We start from the raw sequence: 23,354 nt of genomic DNA, 5'->3' as shown, positions 1-23,354 counted from the left end.
AACGGGGTCACGGCACGACCGACGCGCCGAACATGTCGCAGGCCGACGAGCGAGACACTGTAAGGAGGTTCCGATGGGGATAGTGCAACGTTTCGAGCGGAAGCTCCAGGGAGCAGTGGGTGACGCGTTCGCACGGGTCTTCGGCGGCGGCGTGGTGCCGCAGGAAGTGGAGGCGGCACTTCAGCAGGAGGCTGCCGATCGTATTCAGGAGCTCGAGGGCGGCCACCTGCTTGCTCCGAACAGCTACGTCATCGCCATCAACAACTCGGATCACGAAGGCCTTGCCGCCGACAGAGACCTGACGGTCAAAGCCTTCTCTCGTCACCTCGAAGACTTCATTCGCGACCAGGGCTGGCAGACGTATGGTCCCATTCATGTCGCGTTCGAACCATCGCCTTCACTGCACACCGGGCAGTTCCGCACCCGGGGTTCGGTGGATCCGGATGCGGGTCGCCCGGGCGCGACCCCACCGGGGCGACCCGAACCGCCGCGCGGTCCCGCACCGCGACCACAGGCACCGTTTGTACCCGTCACGTCGAATCCAGGAGCTGGCCCCATGACGCAGAACTCAGGCTACGACCCCAGCCGCGAACCAGCGGGCAACCGTAAGCCCGATCCGCAGTACGCGCGCAACGGTCACGCCCATGCGGGCCAGGACCAGGGATACCCGCCTGGTTACCAGAACGGTTACGACCGGGGCGGCTACCCGCAGGCCGGCTACGACCAGCAGCAGCCTTACCCCGAGGCGCCACGTGGTGGGTACCCGCAGGATCAGCAGGCCTACGGCCAGGCTTACGAGCAGGCACCGCAGGCGCCCGGCTACGAGCAGCCCGCCGACGACGGCTACGACTACCGCGAGGCCGGATACGCCCAGGACTACCGGGGCGGTTACGACCAGGGCGCTCCCGCGCGCTACCCGGACGGCACCTACGCCGAAGCCGGCTACCAGCAGCCGCAGGCGTACGACCGTGGCGGCTACCAGCAGGGCGGCTACGACCAGCAGGCGTACGACCAGGGCTACTCGGACTACGACCAGGGCGGCTACAACCAGCAGGCCTACCCGCCCGAGGGGCACACGTACACCGCCACGCTGCAACTCGAAGACGGCAGTGGACGCCACTTCCAGCTGCGCGAAGGCAACAACATCATCGGTCGCGGCCAGGAGGCACAGTTCCGTCTGCCCGACACCGGGGTGTCACGTCGCCATATCGACATCCGCTGGGACGGTCAGGTCGCGATGCTGTCCGACCTGGGATCCACCAACGGGACCACGGTCAACGGTGCGCCGGTCCAGGATTGGCAGCTCGCCGACGGCGACATCATCCGGGCGGGGCACTCGGAGATCCTGGTTCGAATCCTCTGAGGCGCAGCCGACCAAACGACCTGAGGCGAAGCCGACCGGAGACCCTGAGGCGCAGCCGACCAAGCGACCTGAGGCGCAGCCGACCGGAGATCCTGAGGCGGGCCCGACACAACTTGTCCGGACCGCGTACCGAGACCCTTTCGAGACGCGTTCGATGCTCGACCGACACCCCGTCGGAGGCCGTGTCGGAGGTAACACGGTGGCGACTCCGTATCGTTGGGGGCTGTCCGTATCCTGATCGCAGGGTGCGGATTGCCCCTATGATGCTGCGAGAAAAAGACGCCGGAGACTCGACCGTTTCGGCAACAGAAGGAGGTGGACTGCCGTGCAAGGTTTGATTCTGCAACTCACGCGAGCAGGCTTTCTGCTTCTGCTGTGGCTCTTCGTGTGGTCTGTACTCAGAGCGCTCCGGGGTGACATCTACGCAGGTTCCGGCGTCCGGGTTCCCCCCAGGTACTCGCGCACCGGCAACGTTCTGCCTTCTCTGGGTAAGACGAAGGCGGCCAAGTATCTCGTGGTCACGCAGGGTGGCCTGGCGGGCACTCGCATCACCTTGGGTACCCAGCCGGTTCTGATCGGGCGGGCCGACGACTCCACCCTCGTACTCACCGACGACTACGCGTCCACCCGACACGCCCGGCTCTCTCCGCGGGGCGCCGACTGGTACGTCGAAGACCTCGGCTCCACCAACGGCACCTACCTCGACCGCGCCAAGGTCACCACATCTGTCCGCGTGCCGCTCGGTACTCCCGTACGCGTCGGCAAGACGGTAATCGAGTTGCGCCCGTGACCCTCGTACTCCGCTATGCCGCCCGCAGCGACCGTGGCCTCGTCCGATCCAACAACGAAGACTCTGTCTACGCCGGTGCGCGACTGCTGGCGCTGGCGGACGGTATGGGTGGTCATGCGGCAGGTGAGGTCGCGTCCCAGTTGATGATTGCGGCGCTCGCGCATCTCGACGACGACGAGCCGGGCGAAGACCTTCTGGGCAAGCTCGAGGCGGCCACGCGTGAGGGCAACGACTCCATCGCCGACCATGTCGAGGAGGATCCGGAGCTCGACGGCATGGGCACCACGCTCACCGCGATCCTCTTTTCCGGGAGCAAACTCGGACTGGTTCACATCGGCGACTCCCGCGCCTACCTTCTGCGCGACAACACCCTGACGCAGATCACGCGGGACGACACGTTCGTGCAGTCCCTCGTCGACGAGGGACGGATCACGGCGGAACAGGCGCACACCCATCCGCAGCGTTCCCTCATCATGCGGGCGCTCACCGGCAACGAGATCGAGCCCACCCTCACGGTCCGGGAGGCCCGCGCCGGCGACCGTTATCTGCTGTGTTCCGACGGGCTTTCGGATGTGGTGAGTGACGAGACCATCGAGAACACGATGCGTGAGGGCAGCCAGGACGAATGCGCCGACCGGCTCATCGAACTCGCGTTGCGCAGCGGTGGTCCCGACAACGTGACGGTCGTGGTCGCCGACGTCATCGACCTCGACTACGGGCAGAGCCACCCGATCGTGGCCGGGGCGGCATCCGCCGACGACGACGATGACGCCCCGCCGCCGAACACTGCCGCAGGCCGTGCCGCAGCTATGCGGCCGCCGCGCGCGACGCCCAAACGCGTCGTCCCGCAGGTGGAGGAGGCGCCGACGAAGAAGACGCGCCACCGTATGTGGTGGGCGGCGTTGGCGCTCGGTCTCATCGTCGTCGTCGCCGTCGCTGCCTTCGTAGGGCGGGCTCTGATCCGCAACAACTACTACGTCGGCGCCGACGGCGAACGTGTGACCGTGCTGCGTGGCGTCCCGGGTTCGGTGCTGGGTTACTCGCTCCAGGAGGCCAACCTCGTCGGTTGTGTCACCGACACCGGTTCGCTCACGCTGATGTCGCCCACCGACTCCCCGAACGGGTGCACCATTCTCCAGGTCGACGACCTCCAGCCGTCGGCCCGCGAACAGGTCCGCGCCGGTTTGCCGTCGGGCAAGCTCGACGATGTCCGGAATCAGATGGCACGGCTGGCCGACAACGATCTCCTGCCCGTCTGCGAATCGCAGCCGGCCACGACCACCACTACCCCTGTTCCGGTGCCGTCACCCACTCCGGAGCCTCCCCCGGCGCCGACACCTGCTCCGCCGGCGCCCACTCCCGAGACGGCTGTACCGCCGACCCCGACACCGACACCGACGCCGACCACGACTCAGGTCCCCGGTCAGAACTGCAGGACGGCTAGCTGATGTCCGTCGCAAGTGCTTCACCGGGGGCGCAGTTTCCCAGTCCACCGGGCGGGTTCGCACCAGCCCCCGTCCAATCGACGCGTCGCAACACCGAGCTGATCCTCATCGGTCTCGCGATTCTGATCACGACCCTGTCACTGGTGTTGGTCGAGGCCAGCCAGGAACAGAGCATCACCTGGGATCTCGGCAAATACGCCGCAGCGTACGCAGCACTGTTCCTGATCGCGCACCTCGCGGTCCGGCGGTTCGCGCCGTATGCCGATCCGCTGATCCTTCCCATCGTCGCGCTGCTCAACGGCCTCGGGCTGGTGTTGATTCACCGCCTCGATCTGGCCGACGCCCAGTCGGCCCAGTACTTCGGGCTGCCCGTCCCCTCGCCCGACGCCAACCAGCAGGTGCTGTGGACGACGCTGGCCATCGCGGGTTTCGTCGCTGTCCTGGTGTTGCTGAAGGACTATCGACTGCTCGCCCGCTACAGCTACACGCTGGGTCTTGCGGGACTGGTCTTCCTTGCCATTCCCGCCATCCTGCCGTCGAGCTTCTCCGAGGTGAACGGCGCAAAGATCTGGATCCGGCTTCCCGGTTTCAGCATTCAGCCAGGCGAGTTCGCCAAAATTCTGCTGATCATCTTCTTCGCGTCCGTCCTGGTCGCGAAGCGTGACCTGTTCACCACCGCCGGCAAGCACATCTTCGGGATGGATTTGCCCCGTGCCCGTGACCTCGGCCCGATCCTCCTCGCCTGGATGGTGTCGGTGGGCGTGCTGGTGTTCGAAAAGGACCTCGGCACGTCACTGCTGTTGTTCAGCACCGTTCTGGTGATGCTGTACATCGCCACCGAACGCGTCGGCTGGCTGCTCATCGGCGGTGGGCTCCTCGCGATCGGTTTCTTCTTCGCCTATCACCTGTTCGGTCACGTACGGGTCCGCGTCAGCACGTGGCTCGACCCGCTGGCCGACTACAACAACACCGGATACCAGATCTCGCAGTCGTTGTTCGGGCTCGCAACCGGTGGTGTCGCCGGAACCGGACTCGGCAGCGGCCGGCCGGCGCAGGTGCCGTTCGCGAAGACCGACTTCATCGTGGCCACGATCGGCGAGGAACTGGGCCTGATCGGTCTCGCCGCCGTACTGATGCTGTTTCTGATCCTCGTCATCCGCGGCCTGCGCACCGCGCTCGCAGTACGGGACAGCTTCGGCAAGCTCCTCGCGGCCGGACTGTCGTTCACCATCGCCGTGCAGGTGTTCGTCGTCGTCGGCGGTGTCACCAAGTTGATTCCCCTCACGGGGCTGACCACGCCGTTCATGTCGTACGGTGGGTCGTCGCTGCTGGCCAACTACCTTTTGCTCGCCATTCTGATCAAGATCTCGGACGCCGCCCGCGAGCCGGCCGTCCCGAAGAAGAAGGGTCCCGCCCCCATCGCCGACGCTCCCACCGAAATGGTGCCGCGCACATGAACACACCACTGCGCCGCGTCGCGATCGCTGTCATGGTCATGGTGGTCGCCCTCCTCGCCAACGCCACCTATGTGCAGGTCATCAAGGCGGACGACCTTCGAGCCGATCCGCGGAACTCGCGCGTCCTCCTCGACGAGTACTCCCGCCAGCGCGGTCAGATCTCCGCCGCGGGACAGGTGCTCGCGGCGTCCGTGCCCACCGAGGACCGCTACAAGTACCTGCGGACCTACCCGCCGAACCCGGCGGCGCCGTCGAGCCCGCTGGCCAACGCACCCGTCACCGGCTTCTACTCCATGCAGTACGGCAGCACGGGTCTCGAGCGTGCCGAGGACCCGGTACTCAACGGTTCGGACAACCGGCTGTTCGGCCGCCGGTTCTTCGACCTGGTGTCGGGGCGTGATCCGCGCGGCGGCAACGTCGTCAGCACGATCAATCCGGTGATGCAGCAGGTCGCCTACGACCAACTGTCGTCGAAGGGCTACACGGGATCCGTCGTGGCCATCGAGCCGAGCACGGGTCGGATCCTGACGATGGTGAGCACCCCGAGTTACGACCCGAACGTCCTCGCGAGCCACGACGGCACCGAGACCACGCAGGCGTGGGAGGCTCTCAACGCCGACCCCGGCAAGCCTCTGCTGAATCGGGCCGTATCGCAGACCTACCCTCCGGGCTCCACGTTCAAGGTGGTCGTCACCGCGGCCGCGCTCGGTGCCGGAGCCACCCCGGAAGATCAGTTGACGGCGGCGCCGCAGATCACCCTCCCCGATACTGCGACGACACTCGAGAACTACAACGGTTCCACCTGCGGCGGCGCACCGACGGCGTCGCTGCGTGAGGCACTCGCCAGGTCGTGCAACACGGCGTTCGTCGAACTCGGCATCAAGACCGGGGCCGACGCCCTCACCGATCAGGCTGCGGCGCTCGGCGTCGGCGGTCAGATGCCGGGTGTCCCGTTCCCGGTCGCGGACAGCACGGTGGGGTCGATTCCCGACGACGCCGCACTCGGTCAGAGCAGTATCGGCCAGCGAGATGTGGCGCTGACACCCCTGCAGAACGCGATGATCGCCGCTACCGTGGCCAACGGCGGGGTGCGCATGCAGCCGCAGCTGGTATCGGAACTGCAGGGACCCGACCTGTCCAACCTCGCGACGACCAACCCGGTGTCCGAGGGGCAGGCGATGTCGCCGCAGGTGGCCGCCACCTTGACCGACCTGATGATCGGCTCCGAGAACAACACCAGCGGTACAGGCAAGATCCCAGGAGTGCAGATCGCATCGAAGACGGGAACTGCGGAGCACGGAACCGACCCGCGCAACACACCGCCTCACGCCTGGTACATCGCTTTTGCACCCGCACAGAACCCGACAGTCGCCATCGCGGTGATCGTCGAGGACGGCGGAGATCGAGCACTGGCCGCAACCGGCGGCTCGGTGGCTGCACCTATCGGCCGTGCCGTCATCGCAGCCGGATTACAAGGGGGCTGATTGTGGCACTGAACAACGGCGCGCTGATCGCCAATCGATATCGCCTGATCCGCCTCATCGCAACGGGCGGAATGGGACAGGTCTGGGAGGCGACGGACAACCGGCTCAACCGGCGCGTGGCCGTCAAGGTCCTCAAGTCCGAGTTTTCGTCGGACCCCGAGTTCCTCGAACGTTTCCGTTTCGAGGCTCGAACCACGGCGCAGCTGAACCATTCCGGAATCGCCGGTATCTACGACTACGGCGAGGTGCGGGACAGCACCGGTGATTCGACCGCCTACCTGGTGATGGAACTCGTCAACGGTGAACCGCTCAATGCCGTCCTGGCGCGGGTCGGCCGGCTCGCGGTCCCCCATGCGCTGGACATGCTCGAGCAGACCGGCCGTTCACTGCAGGTGGCGCACGACGCAGGGGTCGTGCACCGTGACGTGAAGCCGGGCAACATCCTGATCACCCCCACCGGTCAGGTGAAGATCACCGACTTCGGTATCGCCAAGGCCGTCGAGAACTCGCCGGTGACCCGCACCGGCATGGTGATGGGCACCGCCCAGTACATCGCTCCGGAGCAGGCGCTCGGGCAGGACGCGACTGCGGCGAGTGACGTGTATTCGCTCGGCATCGTCGGCTACGAGGCCCTGTCGGGGCGGCGTCCATTCATCGGGGACGGCGCCATCACCGTGGCGATGAAGCACGTGCAGGAGGCTCCCGCACCGCTGCCGGCAGACCTGCCGCCGAACATTCGCGAATTGATCGAGATCACCATCGCGAAGGACCCGACGGTCCGTTATTCCAGTGGCGGCGAGTTCGCGGACGCGGTCGCTGCTGTGCGGGCGGGCCGGCGTCCGCCGCCGCCCGGAGCGGTCGCTGGTGGAACGGCACGCGTGCTGCCGCCTCCTCCTCTGACGGGGGCCACTCAGATGATGCCCCCTTCGCAGGCGGCATACCTGGGCCCGGTCACCGGGCAGGTTCCCGACCCGGACGACGACGACCGGAAACGCGGCGGCCTGACCAACGGTCAGAAGGCGGTGGCCTGGGGCGCCGGCGGCATTCTGCTGCTGGCGGCGATCATCGCCCTGGCATTGATCTTGTTCGACGGTGGTGACACGAAGGATCCGACGGTTCCGGCGGTCACCTCGTCGTTGCGGACGATCACGACGACACCCCGTCCCACGACGACGACCACCACCGAACCGCCCACCACGACCACCACGGAACCGCCGACGACGACCACGACGACGGAACCTCCGACCACAACGACTACGACCACCACCGAACCGCCGACAACCACGACCACGACGACGACCACCACCACCGAACCGACGACGACCACGACGACCACGTCGGAGGAGTCAGCTACTTCGACTTCACAAGGATTGCCATGACGACACCGCGTAACCTCTCCTCACGCTACGAGCTGGGTGAGATTCTCGGCTTCGGTGGCATGTCCGAGGTCCATCTCGCTCGTGACGTTCGCCTCAGCCGCGACGTGGCGATCAAGGTGCTGCGCGCCGACCTTGCCCGCGACCCCACGTTCTACCTCCGGTTCCGCCGTGAGGCGCAGAACGCGGCCGCGCTCAACCATCCGGCGATCGTGGCCGTCTACGACACCGGTGAGGCCGAAACCGAAGCCGGGCCGCTGCCGTACATCGTGATGGAGTACGTGGACGGCGACACGTTGCGCGACATCGTCCGGAGCGAGGGTCCGATGGCCCCGCGCCGCGCGATGGAGATCATTTCCGACGTGTGCGCCGCCCTGGACTTCAGTCATCGCAACGGCATCGTGCACCGCGACGTGAAGCCCGCCAATGTGATGATCAACCGTGCGGGCGCGGTGAAGGTGATGGACTTCGGCATCGCCCGCGCGATCTCCGACGCCTCCAGCCCGATGACGCAGACCGCCGCGGTGATCGGCACGGCCCAGTACCTGTCGCCGGAGCAGGCCCGCGGTGAGCAGGTGGATGCCCGTTCCGACGTGTACTCACTCGGCTGCGTGCTGTTCGAGATCCTGACCGGGCAGCCGCCGTTCAAGGGCGACTCACCTGTCGCGGTGGCGTACCAGCATGTGCGGGAGGATCCACAGACACCGTCCGAGATCAACCCGGACATTCCGCGCGAGCTCGACTCGGTGATTCTCAAGGCGATGAGCAAGAATCCGGCGAACCGCTACCAGACGGCCGCCGACATGCGCAGCGACCTGGTCCGGGTCCTCGGCGGGCAGCGTCCCAGCGCACCGATGGTGATGAGCGACGAAGATCGCACCACCATCCTCGGTGCCGTCGACACCGGCGCCGGGCACTACCGCCGCCCGCCCGCACCGGTACCGGGTCCCGCCACGAGGAGTGAGCCGGCCGAACCGGAGAAGAAGAACAACGCGCTGCGCATGGCACTGCTCGCGTTGGCAGGCCTGATCGTCGTCGGCATCGTCGGCGCCTTCCTGTGGTCGGTCGGACCGGGTTCGGAGGCCGACCAGGTGACCATGCCGGATGTGACGAACCAGAACGCGGACGAGGCGGAGACGACTCTGCAGAACCTCGGCTTCCGGGTAGCCCGGCAGCAGAAACCGGACGCTGTCGTGGCGACCGGCAACGTCATCACCACCCGTCCCGTCGGAGGCGTCCAGGTGGACGAGGGCAGCACAATCACACTCGAGGTGTCGAGCGGTCCCGAACAGGTGAAGGTGCCGCGACTCGCGGGCCTGAGCCAGCAGGAAGCGCAGCAGGAACTCAACGCAGTCGGGCTACGCCTCGATACCGCGGTCGCCCGTGCGCCGTCGTCGCCGTCGGAGATCGACACGGTGATCGACCAGAACCCGTCGTCGGGGGCGAGCATCGCACTCGACTCCGTGGTCGCCATCACCCTCGGCAGCGGGCCGGAGCAGATTCGTATTCCCGACGTGACCGGACAGAAGGTCGAGGTGGCGCAGGCCAACATCGAGGGCGCCGGATTCACCGCGGTCATCCAGCAGATCGACTCCGGTCAACCCAAGGGCGAAGTAGTGTCCACGGATCCCGTCGGCGGCTCGACCGCGGCCAAGGGCGACACCATCACGATTCGCGTGTCGAACGGCGACAACATCGCGATGCCCGACCTCACGGGCAAAACGGTGTCGCAGGCGCTGGCCACTCTCCGCAGTGCGGGCTGGAGCGGCTCGTCGAGCTCACTCGCCCAGACGCAGACGTCGACGCTCGACCCCGACATGGTCGGGAAGGTTCTCACTCAGCAGCAGCCGCCGGGATCCGAGATCGCCAAGGACGCGGTCGTGTCTGTCGGTGTGGGCACGCTCGGCATCCCGCGATAGGCGGCTCCGCCGCCTGTGCGCCTTTTTGGTTGCAGTAGCTACCAGAAAGGCGCACGGGGGCTACGCCCCCAACGCCTCCGCGACCTCGGCCTCGAGGGTGTCGACCAGCGAGTCCTGCGGGGCGTCGCCGCACACGGTGAGCCAGTTGGCCAGCATCCGGTGCCCACCCTGTGTGAGCACGGACTCCGGGTGGAACTGCACACCGTGGATGGGAAGCTCCCGGTGTCGCATGGCCATGACGATGCCGCTGTCCGTGTGGGCCGTCACCTCGAGTTCGTCCGGGATGGTGTCCTCGAGAACGGTGAGTGAGTGATAGCGCGTGGCGGTGAACGGATCGGGCAGGCCGGCCAGGACACCGTTGCCGCTGTGGTGGACGACGCTGGTCTTGCCGTGCAGCAGTTCCGGTGCCCGGTCCACGGTGGCACCGAACGCGGCTCCGATGGCTTGATGGCCGAGGCAGACTCCGAGCAGCGGGGTGCGGGAGTCGGCGCAGGCCTTTACGAGGTCCATCGTGGCGCCCGCCCGCTGCGGTGTGCCGGGTCCGGGACTGAGCAGGATGCCGTCGAAGTCGGCTGCTGCGGCCGCTATCGCCTCCGGCCCGGTGAGGTTCGGATCGTCGTTGCGCCAGACCACGGCCCGTGTTCCCAGCTGCCCGAGGTACTGGACCAGGTTGAACACGAAGCTGTCGTAGTTGTCGACGACGAGAATCCTCATGGGACCAGGGTATTCTGCGCCCTTCGTTCGGTACGCACCCGGGACCGCTGAAACTCAGTGCCCCGCGTATCCGGGCACGGTCAACTGGCCGGACGCCGTCTGCGAATAGCCGAGGCCGAACCGCGTGGCGTACTGCTTGAACACCCGGATGCCCGGCTCGTTGGCCAACGCCGCCTCGAGGCGGGCCGGGTCACCGATCGCCGACATCACGTACGGCGGGCTGTAGGTGCGTCCGTGCAGTAGCAGCGTGTTGCCGATACACCGCGGCGCGGAGGTGTTGACGATCCGCTGGTCCTGCATGCCGACGGCCTCGGCACCGCCCACCCACAGAGCGTTCAGCACGCTCTGGACATCCTGCTGGTGCACGACGAGATCGTCCGGTGCTGCGTCCACCGGATACTTGCCGTCGGCGTCGCGGGGGGCGTCGGTGAGAGTGACGGTGACTCCTGGCCCGGTCATCGGGGTGAGTCCGGCGTCCGTGGCAAGAGCTTTGGTGTCGGCGAGAACCTGCGCGACCCCGGTGTCGGAGGCGGCGGCCTCCTGCTGCAGCGACTCCACCTCGGCTGCCAGCCGGTCGCGGGTCTCGGCCACGTCGTCCGTCTCGGCCTGGGCGTTGCGGACGAGGTCGGACAGTCGAGTGGAGTCCCCGGCGCGAATTTCGTTGCCGTGCGACACCTGCCTGGTGGTGGCCACCAGCAACCCGGCGACCAGACACACCACCAGCACGGCGATCCGCCACAAGTTGGACCTGGTCACCGGTGTTTCCGTCCCCTCGTCCTCGCCCTGTGAATCGCGGCTACGTTAGCGTGTACAGCAACGCAGGTAGTTCGAATCTACCTGCACACATTCCTGTAGAACCGCACGAACGAGGACGTCATGCCGAAGTCGAAGGTCCGGAAGAAGACCGATTACACGATCAACCCTGCGAGCCGCACGCCGGTGAAGGTGAAGGCAGGTCCGTCGAGCACCCTGTACGTCTCGGTGATGCTGGGCTTCATGCTGGTCGGGCTGGTGTGGCTGCTGGTCTACTACCTGGCCGCCGATCAGCTCACCTGGATGAACGACCTCGGGGCCTACAACTTCCTCATCGGGTTCGGCTTCATGGTGGTGGGTTTGATCATGACGATGCGCTGGCGCTGAGACAGCCAATTACACCGATGTCATTCATCCCCAATGTGGACAACCCCTGTGGATAACCGCAGGTCGGCCGACCATGACTGAAGACGCGCCGCTGCAGTGGTCCACTCCGCTCAGCGCTGTTGCCGCCCTCGCGATCGGCGGAGTGGTGCTGGGCGCCGCGGGCCTGTTGGTGTCGACGGAACCGGCGGGGCGACTTCTCGTGTCCGTGGCCGCCCTCGGCCTCCTCCTGACGGCGGCGTCCGCGGGACGCCAGCGCCCCCGGCTCGCGGTGGATCGGAACGCGGGACGCATCGTGGTGGGCCGATTGAGCGGTCGCCGCACTTACCATCGGTCTGACATCGAGCGCGCGCGAATCGTTCGCTACCCGCGGCTGGGACGCCGGGTGCCGATGCTCGAGATCGACGTCCGGGCCCCCGACGGCACCGAACGCCTGCTGATCTTCGGGCGGTGGGATCTGGGTACCAATCCGGAAGATGTGTTCGATGCCCTGTCCGTTCACCGCCTGGTAGGCCCGGAGTCCCGTCAGTAGCCGAGTTGGGCGCGCAGCTGCACGATGCGCACGGCGATCACGCCGAGCGTCGCAATGAGGACCGCGCCGAGGCAGAGCCAGCCGACGGTGACGGCGCGTTCCCGGTTGTTGCCGACACCGAGCACCTGCGGACCGTAGAGAATTCCGGCGGTGGCGAGAGCGCCGGCGACCAGACCACCGAGATGCCCCCAGAACGAGATTCCGGGGATCGACAGGCTGATGATCACGTTGATGGCGATCACCGACACGATCGGGGCGGGGCTGCGACGCAAGCGGAGCAAGATGATGGCCTGGGCACCCATCAGGCCGAAGATTGCGCCGGATGCGCCGGCAGTCCAACTCAATCCGCCACCCGAAGAGAAGACGGATTGAAACGCCATCACGGACGCCGACCCGCCCAGAAGCGACACGAGGTACACCGCCGTGTAGCGGGCGCGTCCGAGGATCAGTTCGGTATCCCGGCCCAAGATGTAGAGGGCGAACATATTGACGGCCAGATGGATCAGGCCGAAGTGAAGGAAGCCGCTGCCCATCAACCGGATCCACTGGCCGTCGGCCACCAACCCGGGATTGAGCGCCCAGTCGGAGAACAGCGGCGACGGACTCTCGTTGTGCAGGATGGTGCGTGACTGCGCCGCAGTTGCGAGGAAAGCGAGAACGTTGAGGCCCATCAGCGTGTACGTGACGATCGGCGTCACACGGCCGGGCACCACCGTGTTGCCGGCGACGCCCCGTACGGGCCGGACGTCGCGCCGACCGGCGGCGACACAGTCGACGCAGTGATAACCGACCGCGGCCTCACGCAGACAGTCGGGGCATGACGGGCGGCCACACCGATTGCAGGACAACGCGGTGGGGCGGTCGGGATGCCGGACGCACCGCGGCTGGGGCGGGGTGCCCTCGTTCGCAGCACCGCCCCAGCCGGGGTTGGTCATGTCTGGTGTTCCTTACGCGATGGAAACGCTGTTGATCACGACCGGCTCGAGCGGGCGGTCGGACCGGTCGGTGGCGGTGGAGGAGATGGCGTCGACGACCTTCTTCGACTCCTCGTCGACAACCTCACCGAAGATGGTGTGGCGACGGTTGAGGTGCGGCGTCGGGCCGGTGGTGATGAAGAACTGCGAGCCGTTGGTGCCCGGGCCCGCATTGGCCATGGCCAGCAGGTAGGCGCGGTCGAACTGCAGCTCGGGGTGGAACTCGTCACCGAACTTGTAGCCCGGACCACCGGCGCCGGTGCCCGTGGGGTCACCGCCCTGAATCATGAAGCCGTCGATGACGCGGTGGAAGATGGCCCCGTCGTAGAACGGGCCGGAGTTGGTGCCGCCTGCGTTGGCGGTGGTGTACTCCTTCGACCCCTGCGCGAGGCCGACGAAGTTCTCGACGGTCTTCGGAGCGTGGTTGCCGAAGAGCGCGATCTTGATGTCGCCGCGGTTGGTGTGCAGCGTTGCGGTTGCGGTCTGATGTGGTGAAGTCACCCCACCATCGTGCCATTGTGCGGTTGCCGCTGGTTCCTCCGCGGTGGGATCGGGCGCCTTTCGATCCGTTCGCGGGCCCCCGTCTTGTGACAAAGTGGGGACATGACACGAGCGACGGAGTACTCGACGAAATCAGAGGCTGTCGATCAGGCCCTGCGTGTGGCACGTTCGGCCGCTCTCACCGCGGCCACCGGAACCGGAACGGCCGGCCTGTTCCTGGGCCGCCAGGGCGTTTCGCTGGCGAAGAAGGGCTACACCCGCGCGCGAACCGCCCCGGTGAAGAAGGCAGCGCAGGGCGTCGTGGGGTCGCTGACCCCCGGAGACTCGACGGCGACGCGAACGAAGTCGACGCGGGGACGTCGCCTCGCGATCGGTGTCCTCATCGGTTCCCTCATCGCAGGCGGCGCCGTGCTGTTCAAGATCAGCCGCCGGGAACACCCGCCGATCGCTACCGCTCCGCCGCGCCTCGAGGATCTCGAAGAGCAGAACTCGGCCAAGCTCGCCTCCCCCGACATCACGTCGGCACCCACCACGAACTGACGCGTCACTCGCCGACCACCACCGCGCGTATCCGGTGGAGGTCGGCGGGACTCCAGTCGGGCGGCTGAAGGATCCCTTTCGGGCAACCTTGTTTCATGCGTTGTACCAGGGGTATCCCCAAGCGAATCATCCGCGAGGACCGTTCCGAGGAGTCGCCATGACCGTCGCACGTTTCGTCCACCGCATCGCCGCCATCACCTTTCCGGTCGCCGCCTGCGCCACCGTGCTCTCCGCCGGAACCGCTGCGGCCGACCCGCCTCATCCGTTCGGAGGGCCCGCCCTCACCATCGGGTGCCCGAACCAGGGCAGCTTGATGTCGCTCACGGCGCTCACGGGGCAGTCCGGACCGGAGGCATCGCCGCCGATCGCCGACGGCGACATCCGTTTCGAGTCGCGGCCGGCGGCTCCTCCGATTCCCGCCGCCGCGCAGATCACCGTCGCCTGGGTGAACACGGACAACGGCCGCTCCGGGATCGTCGATCTGCGTGGCGTGTACCCGTTCCTGTCGGCCACGGTAAACACCGGCGTGGGCAACGTGATCGCGACGGCATTCGGGTCGATCAACTTCGGTAGCAGCCCGATCTGTCAGGCGAATCCGGCGATCGGAACGTTCATCGCGTGACGGGCTGACGGGCGCCGATCTCTCGAAGCGGTTGTGTAGGCCCCAGTTACGGTGCCACCGGACCGCAGAGACGAGTGCACGCGCCAACGTCGCTTGGTGCAGCGGGCCGAGAGTCGGCCCGACTGCACCAGCGGCGTCGAGAAGTGCGGGTAGACAGCCGGTTCCGGCCAGCACTGCTTGTTGCTCCCGCATCTGATCGAGAATCCGCGTGTTCTGCCGGTCGATCACCGGACGCACCTGCGCCGCGACCGACGCGAGGACCTGCTCCTCGCGGGCCGGATCGTCGATGGGTGCATTGCTTCGCCACTTGGACGCGGAACCGCATGACTCAATGTATCGACCGAATCCGCCTCACGCTGCCGAAAGATGCCCGACGACCAGGTTCCCAATCCCCTTAGGATTGCCATGCCTGACAGTACGATCATCGCGAGGGCCAGGCGCGGTCCGGCGTACACACAGGACGGGTGGATGTCATGAGAAAGCAGATCCGACTGATGGCGGGGATCGCATTCGCCACCGCCGCGATGATGGCAGTGTCAGCGTGCTCTGATTCCGGCTCGGAGTCCTCGTCCGACGCCGACACGCTCACTGTCTACAACGCGCAGCACGAGTCGCTGACTCAGGAATGGGCTGACGCGTTCACTGCCGAGACCGGCATCGAGGTGGAACTCCGCAACGGGAGCGACACCGAACTCGGCAACCAACTGGTCGCGGAGGGGGATCAATCGCCCGCCGACGTGTTCCTCACCGAGAACTCACCGGCAATGACCCTCGTGGAGAACGCCGGCCTGTTCGCCGGCGTGAACCAGGACGTCCTCGATCAGGTGCCGAGCCAGTACCGGCCGTCGAGCGGTGCCTGGACCGGTATCGCCGCGCGGTCCACGGTCTTCGCATACAACAAGGACCAACTGCCCCAGGACCAACTCCCGAAGTCGCTGCTCGACCTGCAGGACCCCGCGTGGAAAGACCGCTGGGCGGCGTCGCCGTCGGGGGCCGACTTCCAGGCCATCGTCAGTGCGCTGCTCGAACTGAGGGACGAGGACGCCACCCGTCAGTGGCTCGCCGGGATGAAGGAGAACGTCCGCACCTACAAGGGCAACAACACGGTGATGAAATCCGTCAATGCCGGAGAAATCCCGGGCGGAGTGATCTACCACTACTACTGGTTCGGCGACCAGGCCAAGACCGGGGAGAACAGCAACAACGTCGCTCTGCACTACTTCAGGAATGAGGATCCGGGTGCATTCGTCAGCGTCTCCGGCGGTGGAGTTCTGAAGTCCAGTTCGAATCAGGATGCGGCGCAGCAGTTCTTGAAGTTCGTCACGGGTAAGTCGGGGCAGGAAGTATTGCAGACCGGAACATCGTTCGAGTACACGGTGGCCAGTGACGTGCCCGCCAACCCCGAGCTGGTTCCGCTGGCAGACCTGCAGGCCCCGGCGGTCGACCCCGCGAAGCTCAACAGCCCGAAGGTCACCGAACTGATGACGGAAGCCGGTCTGCTCTGAACCTTGCACCGATCGGCCGAGCGCAGTCGGGAGACCCGGACACGAGGCGGCGTCCGACTGCCCGTTCCGGCCGGCCCTCGATCCCCCTCGCCCTCGCTGCGTTCGTCGTCGTCGCCGTGTCGCTCGTCCCGCTCGGTTACGTGATCGCGCAGAGCATCGACACCGGCTGGGCGACCGCGTCGGCACTGCTGTTTCGACCCCGGGTACGCGAATTGATCGGCAACACCGTGCTTCTGGTGGTGGCGACGGTGCCGATCTGCATCGCCGTCGGCGTCGGCGCAGCGTGGCTCGTCGAGCGCACGCGGGTGTCGGGGGCGAAGGTGTGGGCAGTGCTCCTGGCGGCCCCGCTGGCAGTTCCGGCTTTCGTCAACAGTTACGCCTGGGTGACGGCAATTCCGTCGCTCGGCGGGCTACCCGGCGGCGTTCTCATCGCGACCCTGTCCTATTTTCCGTTGGTCTACATCCCTACTGCGGCGATTCTCCGCAGGCTGGACCCCGCCGTCGAGGAATCCGCGCGTGCACTCGGGCTCGGACCGTGGGCGGTGTTCTTCCGAGTGGTGGTGCCGCAGCTGCGACTGGCCATCGCGGGCGGAGCGCTCCTGGTGTCCCTGCACCTGCTCGCCGAGTACGGCGCCTTCGTCTTCATCCGGTTCGACACCTTCACGACGGCCATCTTCGAGCAGTACCAGTCGACCTTCAACGGCGCCGCGGCGACGATGCTGGCGGGGGTTCTCGTGTTGCTCTGCCTCACGTTGCTGGTGATCGAAGCTGTCGTCCGGGGCAGCGCCCGATATGCCCGGGTGGGAGCGGGTGCGCCGCGTGCAATGGTGCCCGCCGACCTGGGCTTCCGCTACGAGCCCCTTGCCCTGTTGTTCCTCGGGATGGTGATCGCGCTGTCTCTGGGGGTGCCCGTCATCAGTGTCGTGCGATGGCTCGTCGTCGGCGGTGCCGCCGTATGGGAGCTGGACGCCGTTGTGTCGGCGCTGGCGCAAACGCTCGCATTCGGGGTGACCGGCGCCGTCGTCACGTGCGTGCTCGCCTTTCCCATCGCCTGGATCTCGATTCGCTACCGCGGAGGGTTCAGCAGGTTCCTCGAGGGCACCGCGTACATTTCCAGTTCCCTGCCGGGCATCGTGGTGGCGCTGGCGTTCGTCACGATCGCGATCCACTATTTCCGTCCCCTGTACCAAACCGTGGCAGTCGTGATCGCGGCGTACACGCTGTTGTTCCTGCCGCGCGCCCTGGTCAATGTGCGGGCGGGCCTCGCCCAGGCCCCGGTCGGGCTCGAGGAGGCATCACGGTCTTTGGGCGTCTCGCCGTTGTGGACACTCCTGCGCGTGACGTTGCGGCTGGCCGCGCCGGCAACCGCGGCGGGCGGGGCATTGGTTTTTCTGGGTGTGGTGAACGAGCTGACTGCCACTCTCCTGCTCGCGCCCACCGGAACTCGCACCCTGTCCATGCAGTTCTGGTCGCTGAGCAGTGAGATCGACTATGCGGGCGCAGCACCGTACGCGCTGCTCATGATCGTTCTGTCGCTGCCCGTCACGTATGTGCTCTTCGCTCAGTCGAAAAAGGTTGCCGGGCTATGACATACGCGCTCGAGGTAAACGGACTCGACAAGTCGTTCGGCTCCACGAACGTCCTCCGGCACATCGCCTTTTCGGTGGAGGCAGGATCTACGACGGCAATCGTGGGTCCGTCCGGCTGCGGCAAGACCACGCTGCTCCGCCTCGTCGCGGGGTTCGAAAGACCCGACGCAGGCACCATCACCCTGGGTGGCCGGGTTGTTGCGGGCGCCGAGTGGATTCCCGCGCATCGACGGTCGGTCGGGTACGTGGCCCAGGACGGCGCACTGTTCCCGCACGCCACGGTGGCGGCGAATGTCGGGTTCGGGCTGCCCCGGCGCTCCCGCACCCGAGCCAGAATCACCGAGTTGCTCGAGATGGTGTCGCTGGACTACTCGTACGCATCCCGGCGCCCCGACCAGCTGTCCGGCGGACAACAGCAACGGGTGGCGCTCGCACGGGCATTGGCACGCGAACCGGAGCTCATGCTGCTCGACGAGCCGTTCTCCGCGCTCGATGCCGGCCTGCGCGCAAATACCCGGAGGATCGTCGCCGATGTGCTCGCCAAGGCCGGCATCACCACCATCCTCGTCACCCACGACCAGCCCGAGGCGCTCTCGTTCGCCGACCGGGTGGCCGTGATGAGCGACGGCCGGCTCGCGCAGGTGGGCACTCCCCGGGAAATCTATTCCGCACCGATCGACGTTCCCACCGCCGAGTTCATCGGTGACGCCGTTGTCCTGTCCGCGCACGTCGAGGGCGAGCGAGCCCGGTGCGCGCTGGGTGACGTGGCCGTGATCGCGAACGGTGTACAGGGCGAGGCCCGCGTCATGTTGCGGCCGGAGCAGATCGAAGTGACTGCGGACGGCGCCGGCGTGGCCGGGACGGTCGTCGACGTGGAGTATCTGGGCTCGGAGATGCTGCTCGGTATCCGCCTCGACACCGCGGACGGCGTCGTCTCCGAACGGGTCACGGTGCGCCGCTTCGGTGCCACCGCACTCACGCCCGGCGAGCGCGTCGGAATACGGGTTCTCGGTACGGGAGTGGCCTACCAGCAGTGAAAATGGCCGAGCCTTCTATCGAGCCGTATCCGGCGTCGACATCGTCGGAATCGGTGGTCTCTCCCATCGCAGTACCCGACGTGCTGCCGACCGGAGGGCGGCGCGGCGGTCCCGCTGAAGCACGAAGGTGACCGCCTGCCAGTACAGGACGCCGACGAGCAGCGAGAGCGCCAGCGCCGGCCAGGGGTGGTCGTCGCGAAGCGGGAGGTACACCTGGAAATGCGTCACGTAGATGTAGAGGGAGGCGCTCGCCAGGACCCCGGCCACTCGGCTCAGCACTGTCGGGCAGCGCACAGACCGTAGCCACACCAGCAGGCACAGCCCACCGATGACGATGATCTCGCGCCTGGTGTCGCCGAAGAAGAATCCGGGCACCGTTGCCACGATCGCCGCGGTGACGCAGATGCGGTGCCACATGGTTGTCGCCTTGGCGGCAGCCCAGCCCAGCGCGAAGAACCAGAAAACGACCGAAGCGGTGAGGATGCGGTTGCGGGTGTCGTCGATGTCGATCACCCCATACCTAGTGAGCAGGCCGACCGCGACGAGTCCCATCGGAAAGAGGAACGGATAGGTGCGCTCGGTGCGGTCCACCACCGGAATACAGAGCAGCACGACGACGGCGAGGAGGATGTACACAATCGCCTCGACGAACCAGTATCGCCACTCGATCGTCCAGCCGGGCGGACCGAGAATTCCATTGAGCAAAAATGCGCTGGTGATGCTGTATTCCCCGGTCAGGGCTATGACACACCCGAGCCACACCATGCTCGGAACGGCGATCCGGCCGACACTCACGAGAGTATGGCGTAGCCGCTCGTTACGCCCCGCCGAACTCAGGTGGAACCGGGCGAAGTTGTAACCGGCAACGCCAAGGAGCACGTGCGCCCCACCGAGAAGCGTGAACAGATGAATGTGTGAGCCGGCGATGAGAACGATCGCGACCGCGCGGAGCAGAACATTGGTCTCCACTGACGGTCGTCGGCGTCCGCGGCGCGGTGTGAAGTCGCGAATCGGTGTGGTGTGCCAGTTCTCCGGGAGGTAGCCGAGCAACTGCTCGAGCCGCAACGACATGCGGACGTAGGAGAGCGAGTCTCCACCCAAGCTGACGAACGAGCTGTCATCCGTGACCTTCGGGGAGCCGAGGACTTCGGCATACAGCGCGCGCAGTGCGTCCGCATCGGCGCGCCCATCCGGGCAGGCACTCTGGGTCGGCTCCGGCCGCCGCGCGAGCGCGGTCACCGCCGAATAGTCGGGCTTGCCCGTGGCGGTCCGCGGCAGCTCGTCCACGGCGCACACGCGAACCGCTCCGACCGGCAGCCCGGCGGACCGCGCAGCGACCTGCCTCGCGCCGTCCAGATCACTACCGAATTCAACGGCCGCGATCAGTTCTTCCGCCCCGCCGACACAGCACGAGCGGTGGCCGTGCTCAATCAGTGTCGACTCGACCAACGCAAGATCGATCCGCAGCCCGTAGACCTTGGCGAAGCGGCTGCGTCGCCCGACCACCTCGTACAACCCGTCTCGGCGACAGCGGGCAAGGTCACCCGTGCGCAGTTCGCCACCCAGAACGTCACCGAGACGTAAGTCCTCACACCCCTCGGCATAGCCGAGCATCACGTTGGGGCCCGAATAGACCAGCTCGCCGGTGTCTTCGGGCGCGTCGGTGACGGCCTCGATCCGAAAGGATCCGCCGGGGATCGCCCGGCCTATGGTGTGCGGGTGGGACGTGGCGAGCTCCGGCGGCAGATACGCCATCCGGGCAGTCGCCTCCGTCTGCCCGTACATGACGAAGAACTTCCAGCCGCGGCGCCGACCCAATTCGGCGTACTTCCGCACGCGGTCCGGCGCGAGGCGTCCACCGGCCTGCGTCACATATCGCAGGCCGGGCAGATCCATCGCGTCGAACCCGACACGGTCGAGGAGGTCGAACGTGTAGGGCACGCCCGCGAAACTCGTGCCGCCATGTGCGCGGAACAGCTCCCAGAAATCGGCGTCGGCCACCGACAGCGACGTCAATAGCAGGGCGGCACCGCTCAGCAGATGACTGTGAATGACCGACAGGCCGTAGCAATAGTGCATGGGAAGGGTTGTCGCCGCCCGATCGCTCGACCTGATGTCGAGATACTCGGCGATCGACTCCGCATTGCTCTGCACATTGCTATGGGAAAGGCGGACGAGTTTCGGCGACCCGGTCGAACCGGAGGTGCTCAGCAACAACGCGAGGTCGGGGTGCAGCACGTGCGCGGACCCAGCATGCAGTTCCTCGACAGCCATCCGACCGCTGCAGTCCCTGCGTACGACGACGTCGGGCCGGTAGGCGGCGATCAACGCGTCGGCGCCGGCCGCTTTGTCGCCCGGCGCGAGCAGGACGGGATGGCCCGCTGCCAAGGCCGCCAGGTAGGTGGCAATCGTTTCGACGTCGTTGACACCGCAGATCAACACCAGGCGCCGGATGCCGCCAAGCTGACGAGCCTGAGCTTCGACCCGCGCGGCGAGCTCGCTGTACGTCACCGTACCGTCCGGCGTGATCAGTGCCGGGGCGTCGCCATACTCGTCCAGACGACGCGCGAAGGGCACGCCGGGACGTTCCATACGGTCGAACGGACGCGGCACCGACCCAGTGTAGAAGCGCGGCCCTGCCTCACCCGTGACGAGGTACACGGCAGGCGGGACCCGGTGCAGGTCAGTGAAGCACGAAAGCCACCTACCCGGATTCGGGAGGTGGCTTTACGTGCATTCTTCTGTGGAGCCTAGGAGATTCGAACTCCTGACATCTGCCTTGCAAAGGCAGCGCTCTACCAACTGAGCTAAGGCCCCGTTACCTCGTGCCACACCTCGTTGCTGCGCAGCAACTTGGTGAGTCCTATCGTCACCAGCACTCCGGCTCCCACGTACAGGAGGACCTTCATGCGAATGACCTTTCACCGGCACCAGGAGTGGGCCTAGGAGGACTTGAACCTCCGACCTCTTCGTTATCAGCGAAGCGCTCTAACCGCCTGAGCTATAGGCCCCTGAAGTCTGGAAACCAGTCTTGCGCAGTTCCCTGAACCGAGTCGGAAGATTACCCCACCGGACCGGCAGATACCAAAACCGGTCCGGTGAGACGGCCTTTTCCCAGTTCAGTCTCGATCGGCGAGCGTCACTTCGACACCGCCGACGAGGTCGGAACAGAGGTTGTAGATGAACGCCCCGATGGTGGCGAGCGCCGTAAACAACACCATGTTCGCGAGTCCGATGACCGCGGCATAACCGAAGACCTGGCCGGCCGTCACGAGCCCCTCGGAGCTCGACTCCGCCACGATGTCGGTAAACGCGTTGTTCAGCCGGTCCCAGACGCCCATACCGTCCAGCACGACGTACAGCAGGCCGACCGCGACCATCCACACGAAGAACAGCGACACCGAGATGACCGAGGAGATCTTCAGCGTCGACCACGGGTCGACCTTGCGGATCTGCACCGTCGCCCGCAGAGCCTCGCCCTCTTCGACGCGCTGGGGGGCGGCGGCCACCTTCGGCTGCTGCCCGGTGGCCGCTGCCGCAGGCAGCGGGTGCTTCGCCTCGGAGAGGTCGGGCATGTCCTTGGGGAGCACGTCACGATTGATGTGCCGGGTGGGCCCGTCGATCGCGGACGCCTTGGCCTTGGCCGATTCCCGCTGCGACACCGCGGCCGCAGCAGCGGTACCGGTGATACCTCCGGCGGCGGCGGCAGCAGCGCCGGTCGGCCGCCCCTGGGTGGGAGCGGGCTGCCCCTTCGGCGCGGCCGGGGGTCCCTTCTGTACTGGAACGGCCTGAGTCGGCGCCCCCGGCGGCGTGGTGGACGGCTTCTGCGCACCCGGCGCCCCTGCTGCGGCAGCAGCGGTGCCCGCACCAGCCGCAGCGGACGACGGGGAGTCGGGACGCGGGCGCTGCTGGGAACCGGGCTGCCCCGGCTGTCCCTGCAGCGGCCGCTTCAGGTTGGTCTGCGGCTCTCGTTGCATCCCCCGCTGCCACGGCGGTGCCTGACTTCCCCGAACGGGCTGTGCACCGTCGACGGGAGCGCCGGACGAGGGTGCCCGGTTGCCGGCCGGATCGGCTGGAGCCGTATTACCGGGAGCAGGGTTGCCGGGCGGTTGGCTGCGGGCGGGCGCCTGGTTGCCGGCGGCACGGTCGGCAGGCGCCTGTTGGGGCGGTCCCTGACGGCCGGGAGCACCCGCAGCGGGCCGTCCCTGCTGAGGCGGCAAGGGCCGACCCTGCTGGGCTTGCGTACGAGGCCCCTGATGTTGCGGCGGCGCGGCACCGGGCCGGGCAGCGGGACCTGCCGCGGGGCCGGGCCCACGACCCGCAGGCGCCTGACCGGGGGTCGAACCCGAGGTGGGGTTCGACCGGGCAG

20 protein-coding genes and 2 tRNA genes are annotated in these 23,354 nt (G+C 66.9%); 14 read left to right on the top strand and 8 right to left on the bottom strand.

What is annotated here, in order from left to right; all coding sequences use genetic code 11:
• Nucleotides 1-73: 73 nt before the first annotated feature.
• The 7 genes from ACH49N_RS22700 (at nt 74) to pknB (ending at nt 9,834) form a co-directional block, all read left to right on the top strand.
• Nucleotides 74-1,363, top strand: a complete 1,290-nt coding sequence (locus ACH49N_RS22700) for an FhaA domain-containing protein (RefSeq protein ID WP_159918470.1) — start codon at nt 74-76, stop codon at nt 1,361-1,363.
• A gap of 325 nt (nt 1,364-1,688) precedes the next feature.
• Nucleotides 1,689-2,153: an FHA domain-containing protein gene (locus ACH49N_RS22695; RefSeq protein ID WP_358274664.1), complete on the top strand. Its 465-nt coding sequence runs from the start codon at nt 1,689-1,691 to the stop codon at nt 2,151-2,153.
• On the top strand, nt 2,150-3,601 hold the full coding sequence (locus ACH49N_RS22690; RefSeq protein WP_358274666.1) for a PP2C family serine/threonine-protein phosphatase: 1,452 nt from the start codon (nt 2,150-2,152) through the stop codon (nt 3,599-3,601). Before ACH49N_RS22695 ends, ACH49N_RS22690 begins: the two co-directional genes overlap by 4 nt.
• On the top strand, nt 3,601-5,055 hold the full coding sequence (locus ACH49N_RS22685; RefSeq protein ID WP_159918467.1) for an FtsW/RodA/SpoVE family cell cycle protein: 1,455 nt from the start codon (nt 3,601-3,603) through the stop codon (nt 5,053-5,055). The genes ACH49N_RS22690 and ACH49N_RS22685 overlap by 1 nt, the downstream gene beginning before the upstream one ends.
• Complete coding sequence (locus ACH49N_RS22680; protein WP_358274668.1) at nt 5,052-6,539, top strand: penicillin-binding protein 2; 1,488 nt, start codon at nt 5,052-5,054, stop codon at nt 6,537-6,539. The genes ACH49N_RS22685 and ACH49N_RS22680 overlap by 4 nt, the downstream gene beginning before the upstream one ends.
• A gap of 2 nt (nt 6,540-6,541) precedes the next feature.
• The gene (locus ACH49N_RS22675) at nt 6,542-7,918 is read left to right on the top strand and encodes a serine/threonine-protein kinase (protein ID WP_358274670.1); all 1,377 of its coding nucleotides are present in this window, start codon (nt 6,542-6,544) and stop codon (nt 7,916-7,918) included.
• On the top strand, nt 7,915-9,834 hold the full coding sequence (gene pknB, locus ACH49N_RS22670) for a Stk1 family PASTA domain-containing Ser/Thr kinase (protein WP_109325350.1): 1,920 nt from the start codon (nt 7,915-7,917) through the stop codon (nt 9,832-9,834). Before ACH49N_RS22675 ends, pknB begins: the two co-directional genes overlap by 4 nt.
• A 60-nt stretch (nt 9,835-9,894) precedes the next feature.
• On the opposite strand, the gene ACH49N_RS22665 is transcribed toward pknB, so the two are convergent.
• Nucleotides 9,895-10,548, bottom strand: a complete 654-nt coding sequence (locus ACH49N_RS22665) for an aminodeoxychorismate/anthranilate synthase component II (protein ID WP_159918464.1) — start codon at nt 10,546-10,548, stop codon at nt 9,895-9,897.
• Nucleotides 10,549-10,602: 54 nt separating this feature from the next.
• Nucleotides 10,603-11,304 (bottom strand): DUF881 domain-containing protein, encoded by a 702-nt coding sequence (locus ACH49N_RS22660; RefSeq protein ID WP_358274671.1) that lies wholly within the window; start codon nt 11,302-11,304, stop codon nt 10,603-10,605.
• 120 nt (nt 11,305-11,424) lie between these two features.
• Between ACH49N_RS22660 and crgA the strand changes: the two genes are divergently transcribed.
• Entirely contained in the window at nt 11,425-11,688 is a 264-nt protein-coding gene (crgA, locus tag ACH49N_RS22655; RefSeq protein ID WP_109325346.1) for a cell division protein CrgA, read from the top strand.
• Between the two features lie 73 nt (nt 11,689-11,761).
• Nucleotides 11,762-12,217: a PH domain-containing protein gene (locus ACH49N_RS22650; protein ID WP_159918462.1), complete on the top strand. Its 456-nt coding sequence runs from the start codon at nt 11,762-11,764 to the stop codon at nt 12,215-12,217.
• Here the strand turns inward: ACH49N_RS22650 and ACH49N_RS22645 are convergent.
• Nucleotides 12,211-13,152 carry a rhomboid family intramembrane serine protease gene (locus ACH49N_RS22645; protein ID WP_358274672.1) on the bottom strand — a complete coding sequence of 314 codons (942 nt, stop codon included), beginning with the start codon at nt 13,150-13,152 and terminating at the stop codon, nt 12,211-12,213. The two genes, ACH49N_RS22650 and ACH49N_RS22645, sit on opposite strands and share 7 nt — an antisense overlap.
• 12 nt (nt 13,153-13,164) lie before the next feature.
• Complete coding sequence (locus ACH49N_RS22640; protein WP_159918460.1) at nt 13,165-13,692, bottom strand: peptidylprolyl isomerase; 528 nt, start codon at nt 13,690-13,692, stop codon at nt 13,165-13,167.
• A gap of 102 nt (nt 13,693-13,794) precedes the next feature.
• Between ACH49N_RS22640 and ACH49N_RS22635 the strand changes: the two genes are divergently transcribed.
• The 5 genes from ACH49N_RS22635 to ACH49N_RS22615 all read left to right on the top strand — a co-directional run bounded on the left by ACH49N_RS22635 (nt 13,795) and on the right by ACH49N_RS22615 (nt 18,985).
• The gene (locus tag ACH49N_RS22635) at nt 13,795-14,232 is read left to right on the top strand and encodes a hypothetical protein (protein ID WP_358274673.1); all 438 of its coding nucleotides are present in this window, start codon (nt 13,795-13,797) and stop codon (nt 14,230-14,232) included.
• Between the two features lie 157 nt (nt 14,233-14,389).
• Nucleotides 14,390-14,854: a hypothetical protein gene (locus ACH49N_RS22630; RefSeq protein WP_109325329.1), complete on the top strand. Its 465-nt coding sequence runs from the start codon at nt 14,390-14,392 to the stop codon at nt 14,852-14,854.
• A gap of 473 nt (nt 14,855-15,327) precedes the next feature.
• Nucleotides 15,328-16,359, top strand: a complete 1,032-nt coding sequence (locus tag ACH49N_RS22625) for an iron ABC transporter substrate-binding protein (RefSeq protein ID WP_358274674.1) — start codon at nt 15,328-15,330, stop codon at nt 16,357-16,359.
• An 80-nt stretch (nt 16,360-16,439) separates the two neighbouring features.
• Complete coding sequence (locus ACH49N_RS22620; RefSeq protein WP_358274803.1) at nt 16,440-17,948, top strand: iron ABC transporter permease; 1,509 nt, start codon at nt 16,440-16,442, stop codon at nt 17,946-17,948.
• Nucleotides 17,945-18,985: an ABC transporter ATP-binding protein gene (locus ACH49N_RS22615; RefSeq protein WP_358274676.1), complete on the top strand. Its 1,041-nt coding sequence runs from the start codon at nt 17,945-17,947 to the stop codon at nt 18,983-18,985. The genes ACH49N_RS22620 and ACH49N_RS22615 overlap by 4 nt, the downstream gene beginning before the upstream one ends.
• Before the next feature lie 15 nt (nt 18,986-19,000).
• Here the strand turns inward: ACH49N_RS22615 and ACH49N_RS22610 are convergent, their stop codons facing one another.
• The 4 genes from ACH49N_RS22610 to ACH49N_RS22595 form a co-directional block, all read right to left on the bottom strand.
• Nucleotides 19,001-21,577 carry an AMP-binding protein gene (locus tag ACH49N_RS22610; RefSeq protein ID WP_358274805.1) on the bottom strand — a complete coding sequence of 859 codons (2,577 nt, stop codon included), beginning with the start codon at nt 21,575-21,577 and terminating at the stop codon, nt 19,001-19,003.
• A gap of 152 nt (nt 21,578-21,729) precedes the next feature.
• Nucleotides 21,730-21,802 (bottom strand) — tRNA-Ala (locus tag ACH49N_RS22605).
• A gap of 120 nt (nt 21,803-21,922) precedes the next feature.
• A tRNA-Ile gene (locus ACH49N_RS22600) sits at nt 21,923-21,996 on the bottom strand.
• A gap of 108 nt (nt 21,997-22,104) precedes the next feature.
• Entirely contained in the window at nt 22,105-23,205 is a 1,101-nt protein-coding gene (locus ACH49N_RS22595) for a DUF3566 domain-containing protein (RefSeq protein WP_397504776.1), read from the bottom strand.
• Nucleotides 23,206-23,354: the final 149 nt, after the last annotated feature.

The organism is Rhodococcus sp. NPDC019647 (assembly GCF_044389235.1).
Taxonomy (GTDB): Bacteria; Actinomycetota; Actinomycetes; order Mycobacteriales; family Mycobacteriaceae; genus Rhodococcus_F; species Rhodococcus_F oxybenzonivorans.
The sequence above is the reverse complement of the archived record's forward strand: the minus strand, read 5'-3'. Positions and strand labels throughout refer to the sequence as shown.